Source organism: Sphingomonas sp., from assembly GCF_048595155.1.
GTDB lineage: Bacteria > Pseudomonadota > Alphaproteobacteria > Sphingomonadales > Sphingomonadaceae > Sphingomonas_I.
Genome location: NZ_JBMDXN010000105.1, coordinates 1 through 16,248, shown reverse-complemented (window position 1 = coordinate 16,248; position 16,248 = coordinate 1). Strand labels below are relative to the sequence as shown.

The 16,248-nt window shown below is 65.9% G+C and carries 10 protein-coding genes; 6 read left to right on the top strand and 4 right to left on the bottom strand.

The genetic code is table 11. The features are described 5' to 3' along the window. Nucleotides 1-4 precede the first annotated feature (4 nt). From ACOJSI_RS16425 to ACOJSI_RS16415, 3 genes are read right to left on the bottom strand one after another with little or no spacing between them, the layout of a single operon-like run. Entirely contained in the window at nt 5-1,564 is a 1,560-nt protein-coding gene (locus tag ACOJSI_RS16425) for an efflux transporter outer membrane subunit (protein ID WP_420139384.1), read from the bottom strand. Next, on the bottom strand, nt 1,561-4,746 hold the full coding sequence (locus ACOJSI_RS16420) for an efflux RND transporter permease subunit (protein ID WP_420139383.1): 3,186 nt from the start codon (nt 4,744-4,746) through the stop codon (nt 1,561-1,563). Before ACOJSI_RS16420 ends, ACOJSI_RS16425 begins: the two co-directional genes overlap by 4 nt. 6 nt (nt 4,747-4,752) lie before the next feature. Further along, nucleotides 4,753-5,952: an efflux RND transporter periplasmic adaptor subunit gene (locus ACOJSI_RS16415; RefSeq protein WP_420139472.1), complete on the bottom strand. Its 1,200-nt coding sequence runs from the start codon at nt 5,950-5,952 to the stop codon at nt 4,753-4,755. 339 nt (nt 5,953-6,291) lie between these two features. Here ACOJSI_RS16415 and ACOJSI_RS16410 point away from each other — a divergent pair, with 339 nt between their 5' ends. Then, nucleotides 6,292-9,171, top strand: a complete 2,880-nt coding sequence (locus ACOJSI_RS16410; RefSeq protein ID WP_420139382.1) for a PAS domain S-box protein — start codon at nt 6,292-6,294, stop codon at nt 9,169-9,171. Between the two features lie 153 nt (nt 9,172-9,324). Here ACOJSI_RS16410 and ACOJSI_RS16405 read toward each other — a convergent pair whose 3' ends face one another. Then, nucleotides 9,325-11,067, bottom strand: coding sequence for a DUF885 domain-containing protein (locus ACOJSI_RS16405; RefSeq protein WP_420139381.1), 1,743 nt, complete (start codon nt 11,065-11,067; stop codon nt 9,325-9,327). A 69-nt stretch (nt 11,068-11,136) separates the two neighbouring features. On the opposite strand from ACOJSI_RS16405, the gene ACOJSI_RS16400 reads away from it, so the two are divergent. The 5 genes from ACOJSI_RS16400 (at nt 11,137) to ACOJSI_RS16380 (ending at nt 16,196) form a co-directional block, all read left to right on the top strand. After that, nucleotides 11,137-12,138, top strand: a complete 1,002-nt coding sequence (locus ACOJSI_RS16400) for a threonine aldolase family protein (RefSeq protein ID WP_420139380.1) — start codon at nt 11,137-11,139, stop codon at nt 12,136-12,138. Continuing rightward, complete coding sequence (locus ACOJSI_RS16395) at nt 12,135-13,070, top strand: DMT family transporter (RefSeq protein ID WP_420139379.1); 936 nt, start codon at nt 12,135-12,137, stop codon at nt 13,068-13,070. Before ACOJSI_RS16400 ends, ACOJSI_RS16395 begins: the two co-directional genes overlap by 4 nt. Then, nucleotides 13,070-14,212: an acyl-CoA dehydrogenase family protein gene (locus ACOJSI_RS16390; RefSeq protein WP_420139378.1), complete on the top strand. Its 1,143-nt coding sequence runs from the start codon at nt 13,070-13,072 to the stop codon at nt 14,210-14,212. Before ACOJSI_RS16395 ends, ACOJSI_RS16390 begins: the two co-directional genes overlap by 1 nt. Nucleotides 14,213-14,291: 79 nt before the next feature. After that, nucleotides 14,292-15,374: an enoyl-CoA hydratase/isomerase family protein gene (locus ACOJSI_RS16385; RefSeq protein WP_420139377.1), complete on the top strand. Its 1,083-nt coding sequence runs from the start codon at nt 14,292-14,294 to the stop codon at nt 15,372-15,374. Between the two features lie 45 nt (nt 15,375-15,419). Further along, entirely contained in the window at nt 15,420-16,196 is a 777-nt protein-coding gene (locus tag ACOJSI_RS16380) for an enoyl-CoA hydratase-related protein (protein WP_420139376.1), read from the top strand. Nucleotides 16,197-16,248: the final 52 nt, after the last annotated feature.

Here is a 16,248-nt window from a genome sequence, read left to right as displayed (position 1 = left end):
GCCATCAGGGGCGAGGCGCGCTTCCGTCGATCGGCTGTGCTTCGACCAGTTCGTCGCCGCCCAGCGTCTGGTAGAGATTGACCAGGTTCTGCGCGCGGGTGAGGCGGATATTCACCACGCGCTGGCGCGCGGCATAAAGCGTGCGCTGGGCATCGAGCGTGTTGAGATAGGGATCGATCCCTTCACGATAGCGTGCGGTTTCCAGCGTCAGCGTATCCTGTGCCGCCGTTACGTTGAGCTGGTTGGCTTCCACCTCGGCGACGATGGTGCCGCGCCGGGCAAGGGCATCGGCGGCCTCCCGGAACGCGGTCTGGATCGCGCGCTGATAATTGGCGACGAAGACGTCGCGCTGCGCCTTGGCATAAGCGAGATTGCCGGCATTGCGGCCGCCGTCGAAAATCGGAAGACTGGCGGATGGCGCGACCGTCCAGCTGAACGCGCCGCCCGAGAACAGACTGGACAAGGCCGTGCTGGCGAGACCGGCCACCGCGGTCAGCGAAATACGCGGAAAGAAAGCGGCGCGCGCGGCCCCGATGCGGGCGTTGGCCGCGCGCAACTGATATTCGGCCTCGACCACGTCGGGCCGGCGCAGCAGGACCCCGCTGTCGAGGCCGGCGGGCAGTTCGGCCAGCTGACCATCGGCATCCTCGATCGCATTGGGCAGCAAGTTCTCCGCGACCGGCGCGCCGACCAGCAGCTGCAATGCATTGCGATCCTGGGCGACCAATGTTCGCTGGCGGGCCTGATCGGCCAAAGCGGTGGCGAGAACGGTCTGCGCCTGACGCAATTCGGTGCGCGGAGCGACGCCGCCATTCAGCCGCGCCTGGGTGAGCTGGACCGTCGTCTGTGCGCTTTTCGCGGTATCTTCCGCGATCAGCAACAGGCTGCGATCCGACGCATAGGTCAGCCAGGCATCGGCGGTGTCGGCGACCAATGTCAGCCGGGTCGCGCGGGCGGCGGCGTCAGTGGCGAGATATTGGTTGAATTCGGATCGGGCGAGGCTGCGCAGGCGCCCGAACAGATCGATCTCCCACGCGCTTGCGCCGGCCTGAACCGTATAGGTGGTGACGCGGCCCGATCCGCCATTGGCGACAACGCCATTGCCGCCATTGTTGCCGTTGCCACCGGTTCCATTGCCGCCGGTTCCGGTGCCGTCGCCCGGTGTGCCGCCTGTACCGGTGCCGGGGACGCCGCCGCCGACACCATTATTGTTGCCGAAATTCTGGCCGGCGCCCTTGCGCGCGGTGACGCCGGCATTGGCGTTGATGGACGGAAAGATGTCGGCCCGCTGCACGCGGTAGAGTGCGCGCGCGGATTCGATATTGGCGAGCGCGCTGCGCAGATCCTGATTGTTGGCCAACGCCTGCTGGATCAGCGTTTGCAGCCGCGGATCGCGGAAAATGTCGCGGTAGGTAACGCTGGGAAGCCTCGCCTCGCTTGGCTGTGGATAGGCGTCGCCCGCCGGCCAGCTCGGCGGCACGGCCGGCGTCGGCCGCACATAATGCGGATCCATGCTGCAGGCGGAAAGCCCGGTCAGCGCCAGCAGGGCCGCGACCCGCTTCATGCCGGCCGCCCCTCAGGCGCGGCATCGCCTTCTGGTCGTGGCGTCTCTTCCTTGTGGTGTCCACGGAACAGGCGGCGGACGAGCACGAAGAAGAGCGGGATGTAGAAGATCGCCAGCACGGTCGCGGTCAGCATGCCGCCGATCACGGCGGTGCCGATCTCGACCCGGCTGCGCGCGCCGGCGCCGGTGGAGATGGCGAGCGGCAGCACACCGAAGATGAAGGCGAGGCTGGTCATCAGGATCGGGCGGAGACGGATGCGCGCAGCTTCCAAGGCCGCTTCCAGCGGGCTCTTCCCCTGCTTTTCCGCCTGTTCGGCAAACTCGACGATCAGGATCGCGTTCTTGGCGGACAGGCCCATCGTGGTGAGCAGGCCCACCTGGAAATAGATGTCGTTTTCCAGCCCGCGTAGCGTGACCGCCAGCACCGCGCCGACCAGGCCGAGCGGCATCACCAGCATCACCGCGAACGGGATCGACCAGCTTTCATACAGCGCGGCCAGACAGAGGAAGACGACCAAGAGTGACAGGCCGTAGAGAATGGGCGCTTGCCCGCCGGACAGCCGCTCCTGGAAGGAAATGCCCGCCCAGGAAACCGAAACGCCGGGCAATTTTCCGGCCAGTTCGGCGATGCGATCCATGGCGTCGCCGGAGCTTTTACCCGCCGCCGCCTGGCCCTGGATTTCGAACGAGGGCGATCCGTTGAAGCGCGTCAGCACGTTGGGAGTCGTGCCCCAGCTGGCATGCGCGAAGGAGGAGAAGGGCGCCATCGTCCCGGCCGAATTGCGGACATACCATTGGCCGATATCTTCGGGTCGCGCGCGGAACGGAGCGTCCCCCTGGACGTAGACGCGCTTCACACGGCCGCGATCGACGAAGTCGTTGACGTAATTGCCGCCCCACGCGGTCGACAGCGTCTGATCCACGTCGCTCTGGTTGATGCCGAGCGCGCCGACTTTTTCGGAATCGATGTCGATCGACAGCGACGGCTGGTCGGGCAGGCTGTTCATGCGAACGGCGGTCAGGGCCGGATCGGCGCGCGCCTGCGCCATCAGCTGGTTGAGCCGATCCTGAAATTCCAGCCGATCGAGCCCGCCGGTGTTCAGCAATTCCATGGTGAAGCCGGTGGACTGGCCAAGCCCGCGCACCGGCGGGGGGTTCAATGCGAAGAATTCGGCGTCGCGCAGTTGCGAGCCGAGCGTGCGGGTGGCGCGCTGCGTGATCGTCTGCGCGCTATGCTCGGGACCCTTGCGATCGTCCCATGGCCGCAGCGCCAGGAAGCCGCGACCGACATTCTGGCCATTGCCCGACTGGTTGGAGCCAATGACCGTAAAGATGGCCGCGGTATCGTCCTTTTCGGGGCCGTTGAAGTAAGCTTCGATTGCCTTGGCCACCTGCAGCGTGCGATCCTGGGTGGCGCCCGGCGGCAGCGTATATTGCAGCTGGGCAAAGCCCTGATCCTCGGTCGGCAGGAAGCTGGTCGGCATGCGCACGAACAGGAAGACAAGCAGGACCAGCACCAGCGCGAAGCCGACCAGTGCGGCGGCCATGCGATCGATCAGCCAGGCGACCGCGGCGCGATAGCGTTCGGACATGCGTGCGAACCAGGCATTGAAGCGATCGCCATATTCATGCGCCTTGCGCACCACCACATTGCTCTTCGCGCGGCCTTCCTTGTCCTGGCGCTTGAGCAGGGTCGCCGCCAAAGCCGGTGACAGGATCAGCGCGACGATCACCGACAGCACCATCGACGAGACGATCGTGATCGAGAATTGGCGATAGATGACGCCGGTCGATCCGCCGAAGAAGGCCATCGGCAGGAAGACGGCGGACAGCACCAGCGCGATCGCGATCAGGGCGATGTTGATTTCCCCCATCGATTTGATGGTGGCGTCGCGCGGCGAGATATCCGGCTCCTCCTCCAGCACGCGCTCGACATTCTCGACCACGACGATGGCGTCGTCGACGAGCAGGCCGATCGCCAGCACCATGCCGAACAGGGTGAGCGTGTTGATCGAGAAGCCGAAGGCGGCGAGCACGCCGAACGTGCCCAGCAGCACCACCGGCACCGCGATCGCCGGGATCAGGGTCGCGCGCCAGCTCTGCAGGAACAGGAACATGACGATGACGACCAGCACGATCGCCTCGATCAGCGTCTTGATGACATCGTGGACCGACAATTTGATGAAGTCGGTGCTGTCGAGCGGAAAGGCATAGGTATAGCCTTCGGGGAAGCTCTTGGCGCGCTGGATGATCAGGTTGCGCACCAGTTCCGACGTCTTGAGCGCATCCGCGCCCGGCCCGAGCGAGATGGCGATACCGGCGCCGGGATGACCGTTGAGGCGGCTGAGGCTGTTGTAATTTTCCGCACCCAGTTCGATCCGCGCCACGTCTTCCAGCAGCACCTTCGATCCGCTCGGCTGCGCCTTGACCACGATCTTGCGGAACTGATCGACGCTGGTCAGGCGCGAGCGCGAGGTGACGATCGCGTTCAGCATCTGCCCGCTTGGCATCGGCTGCTGCCCGACCTGGCCTGACGAGATTTGGGTATTCTGCGCCTGAAGGGCGGCGATCACGTCGCTCGGCATCAGTTGAAAGCTAGAAAGCTTGTAGGGATCCAGCCAGATCCGCATCGCATATTGCGTGCCGAAGACGTTGACGTCGCCTACGCCCTGCAGCCGGCCGATGACGTCCTGCAGGTTGGAGACGAGATAATCGCTGACGTCGATATTGGTGGACTTGTCGGTCTCGTCATAGACGGAGATCACCATCAGGAAGTCGGCATTGGACTTGGTGACGACCAGGCCCTGCTGCTGCACCTGCTGGGGCAGGCGGGGCAGCGCCTGCTGAACCTTGTTCTGAACCTGCACCTGGGCGATGTCCGGATCGACGCCCTTGCCGAAGGTGACGGTGACCGTGACCTGGCCGGCGGCGTTGGACGTCGCCTGAAAATACAGCATGCCATCGATGCCGGTGAGCTGCTGTTCGATCACCTGGGTGACGGAGGATTCGAGCGTCGCGGCGGACGCGCCCGGATAATTGGCGCGGATATTCACCTGTGGCGGCGCGATATCGGGATATTGTTCGACCGGCAGCGCGAAAATGCCGCCGATACCCAGCAGCATGATGATGATCGCCACCACCCATGCGAAGATCGGACGATCGATGAAGATCCGGCTCAGCATTGCCGATCAGCCGCCGCTGCTTGCGGAATCGCTCTTGTCGCTCTGCGCGTTGCGCGGCGCGGGCGATGGCTTGGATCCGGCAGGCACCGGGCGGAGCGGCTTGCCCGGTTTGATCTTGCTCAATCCTTCGACGATCACCCGATCGCCCGGCTTCAGCCCGGAGGTGACCAGCCAGTTGGGCCCGACCGTCTGGGTCGTGACGATGTTGCGGCTGACCGGCTTGTTGTCCGGCCCGATCAGCATCACCGACGCCCGACCACGCGCATCGCGGGTCACGCCGGCTTGCGGCACCAATATGCCCTGGGTGGTCGTCGCCTGACTGAAGGTCGCGCGGACATACATGCCGGGCAGCAACAGGCCTTCGGGGTTGGGGAAGCGGGCGCGCAGGGTGACGGCGCCGGTCGATGGATCGACCATCTGCTCGGCAAACTGGACGCGGCCCGTACTGGCATAGGGGCTGCCGTCCTCCAGCTTGAGGCGAACGGTTGCGGAGGAGGGGATCGTTCCGCCTTGCGCCAGCGAGCGGCGTAAGGCGATCAGATCAGCGCTGGATTGCTGGATATCGACAAAGATCGGATCGAGCCGCTGGATCGTGGTGAGCGCATCGGCCTGGCCCGACGTCACGAGCGCGCCGGTGGTGAAGAGCGACCGGCCGATCCGCCCGCTGATCGGGGCGGGTACGTTGGTGAAGCGCAGGTTGATGCGCGCGGTTTCCAGCGCAGCGGCATTTTGCGCGACCGCGGCGGCGGCCTGGCGCGCCGTGGCGACCGCGTCGGTATAATCCTGCTGCGCGACCGCCTGGATCGCCGCCAGCGGCTTGTAGCGGGCCGCACGCGCGGCGGCGGCTTCGCGATTGGCCTCGGCCGAGCGCAGATTGGCCTGCGCCTGGCTGACCGCGGCACGATAGAGGCTGGGATCGATCCGATAGAGCGTCTGCCCTTTGTGGACGATCGCGCCTTCGGTGAACAAGCGGGCCTGGATCACGCCCGAGACTTGCGGGCGGACTTCGGACATTTCGTAGGCGGATGTGCGGCCCGGCAGCTCGACCACCAGCGGCACGGACTGGGTCTTCACGGCGACATAGCCGGCCTCCGGCGGCGGCGGCGCGGCGGCCTCCTTCTTCTTGCCACAGCCCGCAAGACCGATCGCCGCCGCCAGCAGCAGCGTGGCCGCGGCCGCGCCATGCGGCAGGCGGTGCCATGCCACGACCGGCGTGGCGTCTACAGGCGTGGGCACAAGGATGGCGGGCGCGCGGCTGATCACGGAAATAGGCGGTCCTGGCTGGCGCAGTAGCTGGCGGAAGGCTGAGAAGCCGATATCCGTCGCCCTAGCGAATGCCGGGACGCTTCGCCAGCATGAAGGGCGGTTTTCTCAGTATCTTGCGGCGCTTTTTGAACATGGATGCATCAGCGCGCCTTTTTGGTCACGATCCGGCCTTTCTATCGTGCAGGCGGATCGTTAAGACCTTCAAACGAAACGCTCAAACCTACGCGCTTCAGGGGGGTTAAAGGGGTGGCGGCGAAGGGCGATGCCCTGGATGGGGGTATGGTTGCGGCTTTGCCGGCGTTGATCGCCGCGCATCCCTGGGACGCGACACCGCTCGGTCCAATGCGTGACTGGCCGGCGCCGCTGCGGGATGCGACCGCGCTGTTATTGGCCGCGCCAGTGCCAATGGTGTTGTTCTGGGGACCGGATTTCACCGCTATCTACAACGATGCCTATGCGCTCGCTATCGGTGATCGCCATCCCGGCGCTCTCGGCGGCGCGGCGGCGGAGAAGTGGGCCCATGTGTGGGATCGCGTCGCCCCGATCCTGCAGGCCGTGCGGGACACCGGCAGGCCGATGATGGTGCGCGACGCGATGTTTCCCTCATGGCGTAACGGCGTCCTGCGCGAGGCGCTGCTCGATATTTCCTATTCGGCGGTGCCCAACGTGCCGGACGGGCCCGCGGGCGTGCTGTGCATCGTCTATGAGACGACCGACCGAAAGCAGGCGGTGGACGCCGCCATCGCCGAACGCGAACGCCTGGCGCAGATGTTCGAGCAGGCGCCGAGCTTCATGGCGCTGCTGCGCGAGCCCGGCCATGTCTACGAATTCGCCAATCGCGCCTACCAGGATCTGGTCAGCCATCGGGCGGTGATCGGCCGATCGGTAGAAACCTCCCTGTCCGAAGCGGCGGTGCCCGCGCTGCCGGACACGACCGCGCAGAGTTTCATCGCCATCCTGGATCGCGTGGTGGATACCAAGCAGGCTTATTCCGGGCGCGCCGTCCCGGTCCTGCTGCAGTCGCCCGCGGGGGAAGAGGATCCGCGCCGGCTCGATCTGATCCTGCAACCGGTGCTGGATCAGGACGGCGAGATTACCGGTATCTTCATCGAGGGCAGCGACGTCACCGGCCGCGTGCGCGCCGAAGAGCAATTGGAGCTGAGCGAAAGCACGTTGCGCCTGGCGACCGAGATGGCGGAGATCGGCACATGGGATCATGATCTGGTGACGGGCACGGTCGCCTGGTCGGATCGCACCAAGGCGATGTTCGGTATTTCGCCTGACGTGCCCTGCTCGATGGCCGATTTCTACGAAGGGCTGCATCCGGACGATCGCGACGCGACCGTCGCCGCTTTTGCCGCCGCGCTCGATCCGGCGATACGGGCCACCTATGATGTCGAATATCGCACGATCGGCAAGGAAGATGGGGTCCTGCGCTGGGTCGCGGCGAAGGGCCGGGGCGTGTTCGACGAGGAAGGGCGCTGCATCCGCGCGATCGGCACCGTGCTCGATATTTCGCGCCGCCAGGCGGTGCAGCAGGAGCTTAAGGAAAGCGAGGCGCGGTTCCGCACGCTTGCCGACAGCGCGCCCGCGCTGATCTGGATGTGCGATGAAAATGGATCGCTGGTCTTTGCCAACCGCTGGCATGAAGAGACATTCGGATTGCCCGTATCGGAGTTGATGGATTCCGGCTGGCAGCGCATCCTCCACCCCGACGACCAGCCCGGTTTCGTCGACGATTTCGATCAGGCTTTCTTCTGCCGCGCGCCCTTCACCCGCGACGTGCGTGTGATCGATCGCCACGGCGTGACCCGCTGGCTGCACAGCGAAGCGCGCCCGCGCGAGGTGGACGGGCGCTTCGTCGGTTATGTCGGCTGCGATGTCGACATCACCGAGGTCCATCTGGCGTCCGAGATGCTGGAAAAGGGCATCGCCGAGCGCACCAAGGAGCTGGCCGCCACCAATCGTCAGCTATCCACCCAGATCGAGGAACGCGAGCGGGTCGAGGCGACGCTGCGCCAGATGCAACGGCTGGAGGCGGTCGGCCAGCTTACCTCCGGCGTGGCGCACGATTTCAACAATCTGCTGACCGTGATCCTCGGCAATGTCGACCTGGTCGCGCGGGTCGCCGCCGACGCCCAGCTCGACGAGAAGACGCGCCAGCGGATCGGCTATATGCGCACCGCGGCCGAACGCGGGGCGACGCTAACGTCGCAATTGCTCGCTTTCTCGCGCCGCCAGCGGCTGGAGGCGCGGCCGATCGATCTGAATGGTACCGTGTCGGGCATGCGCGACCTGCTGCAAAGCTCGATGGGCGGATCGGTCCAGTTCGAAACGCGTCTGCGCCGTGACCTGTGGCCGGCCTTGGTCGATCCGACGCAGATCGAGCTGATCATCCTGAACCTCGCGATCAATGCCCGCGATGCGATGGAGGTGGGCGGTTCGCTCACCGTGACCACCGACAATATCACGCTGGGCGATCCGGTGATGCCGGAAGAGCCGCCGCCCGGCGACTATGTCGTGATCGCCGTCACCGATACTGGCAGCGGGATGACTCCGGACGTGCGCGATCGCGCGTTCGAGCCCTTTTTCACCACCAAGCCGGTGGGGCGCGGGTCTGGCCTGGGCCTGCCTCAGGTTTACGGCTTCGCCAAGCAGTCGGGCGGCGGCGTCTCGATTGAAACCGAACTCGGCAAGGGCACGTCGGTGCGCGTCTATCTGCCGCGCGCGCAGGAACGGCGGCGCCAGCCGCGCGCGAGCGATCCCGCCATCACCAACGAACAGCCCGGCGAGATTGTCGGCCGCCGTATCCTGGTGGTCGACGACGATCCCGCCGTGCGCGAGATCACCGCGACGATGCTGCGCACGATGGGGGCGGAGGTGCTGGAGGCCGGCAGCGGCGGCGCGGCGCTGGAGCTGCTGGATGACGATATCGAGGGCGTCGATCTGCTGGTCGTCGACTTTGCCATGCCGGGGATGAATGGGGCGGACCTTGCCGCCACGTGCAACAAGAGGTGGCCCCAGCTGCCGGTCTTGTTCGTGACCGGCTATGCCGATCTGGGCGCGATCGCGTCGGTCAGCTTCGACCGGATCGTGCAAAAACCGTTCCGCAGCGGCGAGCTGCAGCGCAAGGTTAGCCTGATCCTGCCGCCGGCTTAGGTCGGCGGCGCGCCTGGCAAGCACCTCGTCATGCTGAACTTTTTTAAGCAAACATCTTGCAACAGGCGACGTCGCTCAGCGTGACGTTGGATGCTGAAACAAGTTCAGCATGACGGCGGTGTTTGATCCGCCTGAAACCCGCCATCGCGCTCATCACTCCTCTTCGTCGGGATAGGGGCCCTTGCCCCCTTCGGCGATGAAGCGATCGATGCGGGCGGTCAGCACGGGCAGCGGCACCGATCCCAGTTGCAGCACGGCATCGTGGAAGGCGCGGATGTTGAAGCGCGGGCCCAAGGCCGCCTCGGCTTTGGCCCGCCCTTGGCGGATCGCCATTTCGCCGAGGTAATAAGACAAGGCCTGGCCCGGCCAAGAGATATAGCGATCCACCTCGGTTCCGATCTCATGATCGGACAGAGCGGTATTGTCGTGGAGGAAGGCGAGCGCCTGATCGCGCGTCCAGCCCTTGTGATGGATGCCGGTATCGACCACCAGCCGGGCCGCGCGCCACATCTGATAGCTCAGCATGCCGAACCGCTCGAACGGCGTCTCGTAGATGCCCATCTCGTCGCCCAGCCGCTCGCAATAGAGAGCCCAGCCTTCGCCATAAGCGGAGATGTAGAGTGTCTGGCGGAATTTCGGCGCGGTCTTGTTCTCCGCGGCGAGCGGGATCTGGAAGGCGTGGCCGGGCGCGCTTTCGTGCAGCGTCAATGCGGGCAATTGGTAGAGCGGGCGCGACGGCAGATTATAGGTGTTGACCAGATATTCGCCCGGCCCACCGCGCCCGGCCGTGTAGAAAGGCGCAATATCCGCGGGCACCGGCACGATGCCGAAGCGCCGGCGCGGCAGGCGGCCGACATAGAGGCCGATCTTGCGATCCACCTCCTTCGATGTCCAGGCGGCGCGGTCCAGCAGCTCCTGCGGCGTCTTGGCGTAGAAGCGCGGATCGGTGCGCAGGAAGGTCAGGAAGGCAGGCAGATCGCCGTCGAAATCCGCCTCCTTCATGACCTCCAGCATCTCGGCGTGGATCTTGGCGACTTCGGCCAGGCCGATGGCGTGGATCTGATCCGGCGTCAGATCCAGCGTGGCATAGGCCTTGATCTGGGCGGCATAATAAGCCTTGCCGTTGGGCAGCGCCTCGGCCGCCAGCGTGGTGCGCGTATGCGGCAGGTAATCGTCACGCAAATAGGTAAGGAGACTGCGATAAGCGGGCAGCGCCTCGCCCTCGATTGCGCGTTTCGCCTCCGCCTTGAGCGCCGCCTGCGTAGCGGCGGGAATGGAGGCCGGCATCGCCTTGAACGGCGCGTAGAGGAAGCTTTGTTCGGCCGTCTTGGCCTGCGCCGCCTGCGCCACCGCCTCGTCGCGCCCGGCGAGCGTCACCCGCGGCGGGGTGAAGCCGCGCGCGGCGCCTGCGCGCATATTGGCGATCTGCTCGCTGAAATAAGCGGGGATTTCGTGCAGCTGGGCCATCCAGTTGCGATAATCGGTCTCGGTCTTGAACGGGCGGCGGGCGGTGTAGCCCAGATCGCTCCAGAAGCTGCTGTCCGAATTGGCCGGCATTTCATAATCACGGAAGCTGAGTGCCGCGATGCGCGTCTCCAGATCGAAGCGATAGACCGCATAGTCGACCGCGCTGTCCGGCGAGAGGCGGGCCGGCGGAATCGCGTTCAGTTCGCGCATCACTTGGCGCAGATGCTCCAGCCGACGCGCCTGCGCGGCGGGGCGGACATCCTGCAGATGCGGCGCGATCCGTTCATCATCCTCACCGCCGCCGCTATCGTTCTGCGCCCAGGCATATTCCCGCTCGGTGAGCGTGCGGAAACGGGCATCGTCGGCGGGCGCGGCCAAAGCGGGGGCGGCAGCGCCAAGGCACAGGATCAGGGCAGGCAGCAGGCGCATTCACATCTCCCGGCGCGCGCTCGCCGCGGCCGATTGACTTGAAGCCGCTGGCGGCCCCAAGCGCAAGCCATGCGCTTCTTCTCCGACAATGCCGCCCCGGTCCATCCGTCCGTTTTCGCCGCGATGGTCGCGGCCGATCCGGTCGATACGGCTTATGACGGCGATGCCCTGAGCCGCGGGCTGGATGCGCGGTTTTCCGACCTGTTTGGGCGTGCCGTGACCGCCTTGTGGGTGCCCACCGGCACGGCTGCCAATGCGTTGGCGCTGGCCGCGCTCTGCCCCCCTTATGGCGGCATCCTGTGCCACCGCGATTCGCACATCCAGAATGACGAATGCGGCGCGCCCGAATTCTATACCCATGGCGCCAAACTGATGCTGGTGGATGGTCCGGGCGCCAAGCTGACGCCGGATGCGGTGGCGGCTGCGGCGGACGCGATCGCCAACGACGTCCATCGCGTCCAGCCGCACGCCATCTCCATCACCAACGCCACCGAATATGGCTGCGTCTACACGCCGGCCGAAGTCGCCGCGCTCGGCACGCTGGCGAAGGCGCGCGGTTGGCGCTTCCATATGGACGGCGCGCGGTTCGCCAATGCGGTGGCGACGCTCGGCTGCACGCCGGCCGCGCTGACCTGCGAGGGCGGGGTGGATGTACTGAGCTTCGGCTTCGTCAAGAATGGCGGGCTGTCGGCGGAAGTGCTGATCTTCTTCGACGAGAGCCTGGCCGATGCCACGCGGCGCCGCCGCAAGCGCGCCGGGCATCTTCTGTCCAAGGGCCGCTATCTGGCGGCGCAGCTGCACGCGATGCTGGATGGCGATCTGTGGCTGGAGACGGCCCGGGCGGCGAACGGCCATGCCCAGACGCTGGCGCAGGCGGCGGCTAGCCGGCTGATCAACCCCGTCGAGGCCAATGAGCTCTTCCTGTATATGACCCCGGACGAAGCCGCCCGCCTGCGCGCACAAGGTTTCGACTTTTACGATTGGGCGGCGGGCGAGATCCGGCTGGTCACACATTGGGCGAGCCCAGCGGACGAGGTGCAGGCGCTGGCGCGGGCGATCGAGGCCTTGTGAGCACGGCCGCCCCGCTCAGTGCGCGCAGCCAGACGCGCAATGCGCTGCCCTTCGCGATCGTCACGCTGATCTGGGGATCGACCTGGCTCGCCATCCACAGCCAGTTCGGCGCGGTCTCGACCCAATGGTCGGTCTGCTACCGCTTCGCCGTCGGCGCCGCGTCGATGTTCGTCGTCGCGCTGGCGACGCGAGCGCCGCTCGGCATGAATGCCAGCGGCCACGTGACCGCGCTGGTGCTCGGTGCAGCGACCTTCATGATCAATTACAATTTGGTCTATGCGGCCGAAACGCACATCACCTCCGGCCTGGTCGCAGTCTTGTTCTCGCTGCTGGTGCCGACCAATGCGGTGCTGGCACGGATCTTCCTCAAGCAACAATTGTCGCGTCCCTTCCTGATCGGCTCGGGCGTGGCGATGCTGGGCGTGACATTGCTGTTTGCGCATGAATGGCGTGCGACCACCGGCGATGCGCATGACGTGTTGCTTGGCATGGTCCTGACAATCATGGCGGTGATGACTGCTTCGGCCGGCAATGTCCTGCAGGGGAGCGCGCGCGCCAAGGCGACGCCGATGATGACGTTGCTCGCCTGGGCTATGGCCTGGGGTGCGGCGATGGATGCCGCCTTTGCCTGGGTGAGTTCGGGCCCACCGACCTTCGACGTCCGCCCGTCCTACATTGCCGGGTTGCTCTATCTGGGGATCATCGCCTCGGCCGTGGCGTTCACCCTCTACTTCAATCTCATCCGTCGCATCGGCGCGGCGCGGGGTGGCTATGTCAACGTCTTGGTGCCGGTGATCGCAATGGGCTTTTCGACCGTGTTCGAACAGTATCGCTGGACGGCGGAAGCGGCATTCGGGGGCGCCCTTGTGCTGCTTGGGCTGGTGCTGGCAATGCGGGCGCGCGGCGACACGACCGCGCCGAGGCGAGGATGATGACCCAGTTCGACCTGACCGAAGACCAGTTGGCCATCCAGGAGATGGCGCGGCGTTTCACCGCCGACGCGATCACGCCGTACGCGGCGGGATGGGACGAGCGCCACCATTTTCCGCGCGATGTGGTGAAGGCCGCGGCGGAATTGGGTTTCGGCGCCATCTATGTGTCGGAGGAATCCGGCGGCATCGGCCTGGGTCGGCTGGAAGCGGCGCTGATCATGGAGGCAATGGCCTATGGCTGCCCTTCCACTTCGGCTTTCATCTCGATCCACAACATGGCGGCGTGGATGGTGGACACCTATGGGTCCGCCGCGACCAAGTCCCGCTATCTGCCCGATATGGTGACGTGCGATCGGTTGGGTTCCTATTGCCTGACCGAGCCCGGCTCCGGATCGGACGCGGCGGCGCTGAAGACCAAGGCGGTGCGGGATGGCGACCATTATGTCGTGTCCGGATCCAAGGCCTTCATCTCGGGCGCGGGCGAGAATGAGATTTACGTCACCATGGTCCGCACCGGGGAGGAGGGGCCCAAGGGCATTTCCTGCCTGGTGATCGAAAAGGACATGGCGGGCGTCAGCTTCGGCGCGAATGAAAAGAAGCTCGGCTGGCGATCGCAGCCGACCCGCCAGGTCAATTTCGACAATGTGCGCGTGCCGGTCGAGAATGTGCTCGGCGTCGAGGGCGAAGGCTTCAAGATCGCCATGTCAGGCCTCGACGGCGGGCGGCTCAATATCGGCGCCTGCTCATTGGGTGGGGCGCAGCGCTGCCTGGACGAAGCGATCGGTTATACGCGCGAGCGGCGCCAGTTCGGGCAGCGCGTCGCGGACTTCCAGGCGACCCAGTTCACGCTGGCGGATATGGAGACCGAGCTGCAGGCCGCGCGGACCCTGCTCTACACCGCCGCCGCCAAGGTCACCGCCGGCGCGGCGGACAAGACCAAGTTCGCTGCGATGGCCAAGCGCTTCGCGACCGATACAGGTAGCGCGGTGGTCGATCGTGCGCTGCAATTGCACGGCGGCTACGGCTATCTGCAGGATTATCCGGTCGAACGCTTCTTCCGCGATCTGCGCGTCCACCGCATTCTGGAAGGCACGAACGAGATCATGCGCGTCATCATTGCGCGGGAGCTATTACGCCAATGACGAATTCTTGCCCGTTCGGGTCGAGCGAAGTCGAGACCCTTGTTCGAGCGAAGCGAGAAAGCCTCGGCTGCGCTCGGCTATGCCCGTCGACGCCGCTTGGGGCGAACGGATGGTGAGCAACGACGTCGTCACGTTGGTCGAAGGCAAGGTCGGGCGGCTGCGGCTGAACCGGCCCCAAGCCATTCACGCGCTGACCGAGCCGATGTGCGCGGCGATGGTTGACGCCGTTATTGCCTGGCGTGCCGATCCCGCGGTGGAGCTTATCCTGCTGGATCATGCCGAGGGGCGCGGCTTCTGCGCGGGCGGAGACGTGCGCGCGGTGGCCGAGAGCGGCCAAGGCGATGGCGTCGCGGCGCGCGCCTTCTTCCATCGCGAATATCAGCTCAACCATCTACTGTTTACCTCGGCCAAGCCGATCGTGAGCTTTATGGACGGGATCGTGATGGGCGGCGGCGTGGGCATCGCGCTCCCCGCCAGATATCGTATCGCGACCGAGCGGACGAAGTTCGCCATGCCGGAGGCAACGATCGGCCTGTATCCGGATGTCGGCGGCGGCTGGTATCTGTCGCGCCTGCCGGGGCAGCTGGGTGCTTATCTGGCGCTAACGGCCGCGCGGCTGGACGGAGCCGATGCCGTCGCGGTCGGCCTGGCCACGCATTATATCCCCTCGGACCGGCTGGACGCGGTAAAGGCCGCGTTGGCCGCCGACCCGCAGGCGATCGAGACGATCCTCAGCGATGCCGCGACGCCGCCGCCGGAGGCGCCGATCCTGGCCCAGCGTGCCGACATCGACCGGCTGTTCGCAGCGCCGGAGCTGGAAGATATTATTGCCGCGCTGGAGACGGATGGCGGCGATTGGACGCGCGATGTGCTGGCCGGGCTGCGCACCAAATCGCCCTTGTCGTGCAAGATCGCACTGCGCCTGCTGCGCGACGCGGCGGTGCGGACCGATTTCGCGGACGAGATGCGCGCGGAATATGGCCTGTCGGCGCATGTCTGCCAGCGCCACGACTTCATCGAGGGCGTGCGTGCGCTGCTGATCGACAAGGATAATGCTCCGCGCTGGGATCCGGCAACGCCCGAAGGCGTCACCGATACGGTGCTCGACACGATCTTCGCGCCGCTGCCGGAGGGCGAGGCATGGGAGCCGTTGCGGCTTTAGCCTGTCCCGATCGCGGCGAACGCACCCGCATGACGAGGAAATTCGATGTCCGATTATGAAACGCTGCTGATCGAACGGCATGACGCGGTCACGCTGGTCCGGCTCAACCGCCCGCAGGCGCTGAACGCGCTGAACAGCCAGGTCCTCTCGGATCTGATCGCCGTGTTCGCCGCCTACGATGCCGATCCGGGCCAGCGCTGCCTGATCCTGACCGGCAGCGACAAGGCCTTCGCGGCGGGTGCCGACATCAAGGAGATGCAGGCGCAGGGCTTTGCCGACATGTATGCCAGCAACTTCTTCGCCGGCTGGGAAAAGGTGACCGGCACGCGCAAGCCGTGGTTCGCCGCCGTGTCCGGCTTCGCGCTGGGCGGTGGGTGCGAGGTGGCGATGATGGCCGATTTCATCCTGGCGGCGGATAGCGCCAAGTTCGGCCAGCCGGAGATCAAGCTGGCGGTCGGCCCCGGCATGGGCGGATCGCAGCGCCTGGCGCGCGCGGTCGGCAAGGCCAAGGCAATGGACATGTGCCTGACCGGCCGCATGATGGGCGCGGAGGAGGCGGAACGCAGCGGCCTGGTCTCGCGGATCGTGCCGGCGGCGTCGTTGATCGAGGAAGCGCTGAAACTGGGTGCGGAGATTGCCGCCATGCCGCCGCTCGCCGCCATCGCGGTCAAGGAAATGGTCAACGCCGCGTTCGAAGGCGGACTGGCCCAGGGGATCAATTTCGAACGGCGCCTGTTCCATGGCCTGTTCGGGTCCGAGGATCAGAAAGAAGGCATGGCCGCCTTTGTCGAGAAGCGCGCGGGCAAGTGGACGGGGAGATAAATCATCCGCCCGCCGTGAGTGCGGAGCGCACGCGCAGCCAGTGCGCGGCCCC

Bases quoted from the DNA above. Each gene is read 5' to 3' on its own strand.
- ACOJSI_RS16425 (WP_420139384.1), bottom strand. From the start codon at position 1,564: ATGAAGCGGGTCGCGGCCCTGCTGGCGCTGACCGGGCTTTCCGCCTGC.
- ACOJSI_RS16420 (WP_420139383.1), bottom strand. From the start codon at position 4,746: ATGCTGAGCCGGATCTTCATCGATCGTCCGATCTTCGCATGGGTGGTG.
- ACOJSI_RS16410 (WP_420139382.1), top strand. From the start codon at position 6,292: ATGGTTGCGGCTTTGCCGGCGTTGATCGCCGCGCATCCCTGGGACGCG.
- ACOJSI_RS16405 (WP_420139381.1), bottom strand. From the start codon at position 11,067: ATGCGCCTGCTGCCTGCCCTGATCCTGTGCCTTGGCGCTGCCGCCCCC.
- ACOJSI_RS16400 (WP_420139380.1), top strand. From the start codon at position 11,137: ATGCGCTTCTTCTCCGACAATGCCGCCCCGGTCCATCCGTCCGTTTTC.
- ACOJSI_RS16390 (WP_420139378.1), top strand. From the start codon at position 13,070: ATGACCCAGTTCGACCTGACCGAAGACCAGTTGGCCATCCAGGAGATG.
- ACOJSI_RS16385 (WP_420139377.1), top strand. From the start codon at position 14,292: ATGCCCGTCGACGCCGCTTGGGGCGAACGGATGGTGAGCAACGACGTC.
- ACOJSI_RS16380 (WP_420139376.1), top strand. From the start codon at position 15,420: ATGTCCGATTATGAAACGCTGCTGATCGAACGGCATGACGCGGTCACG.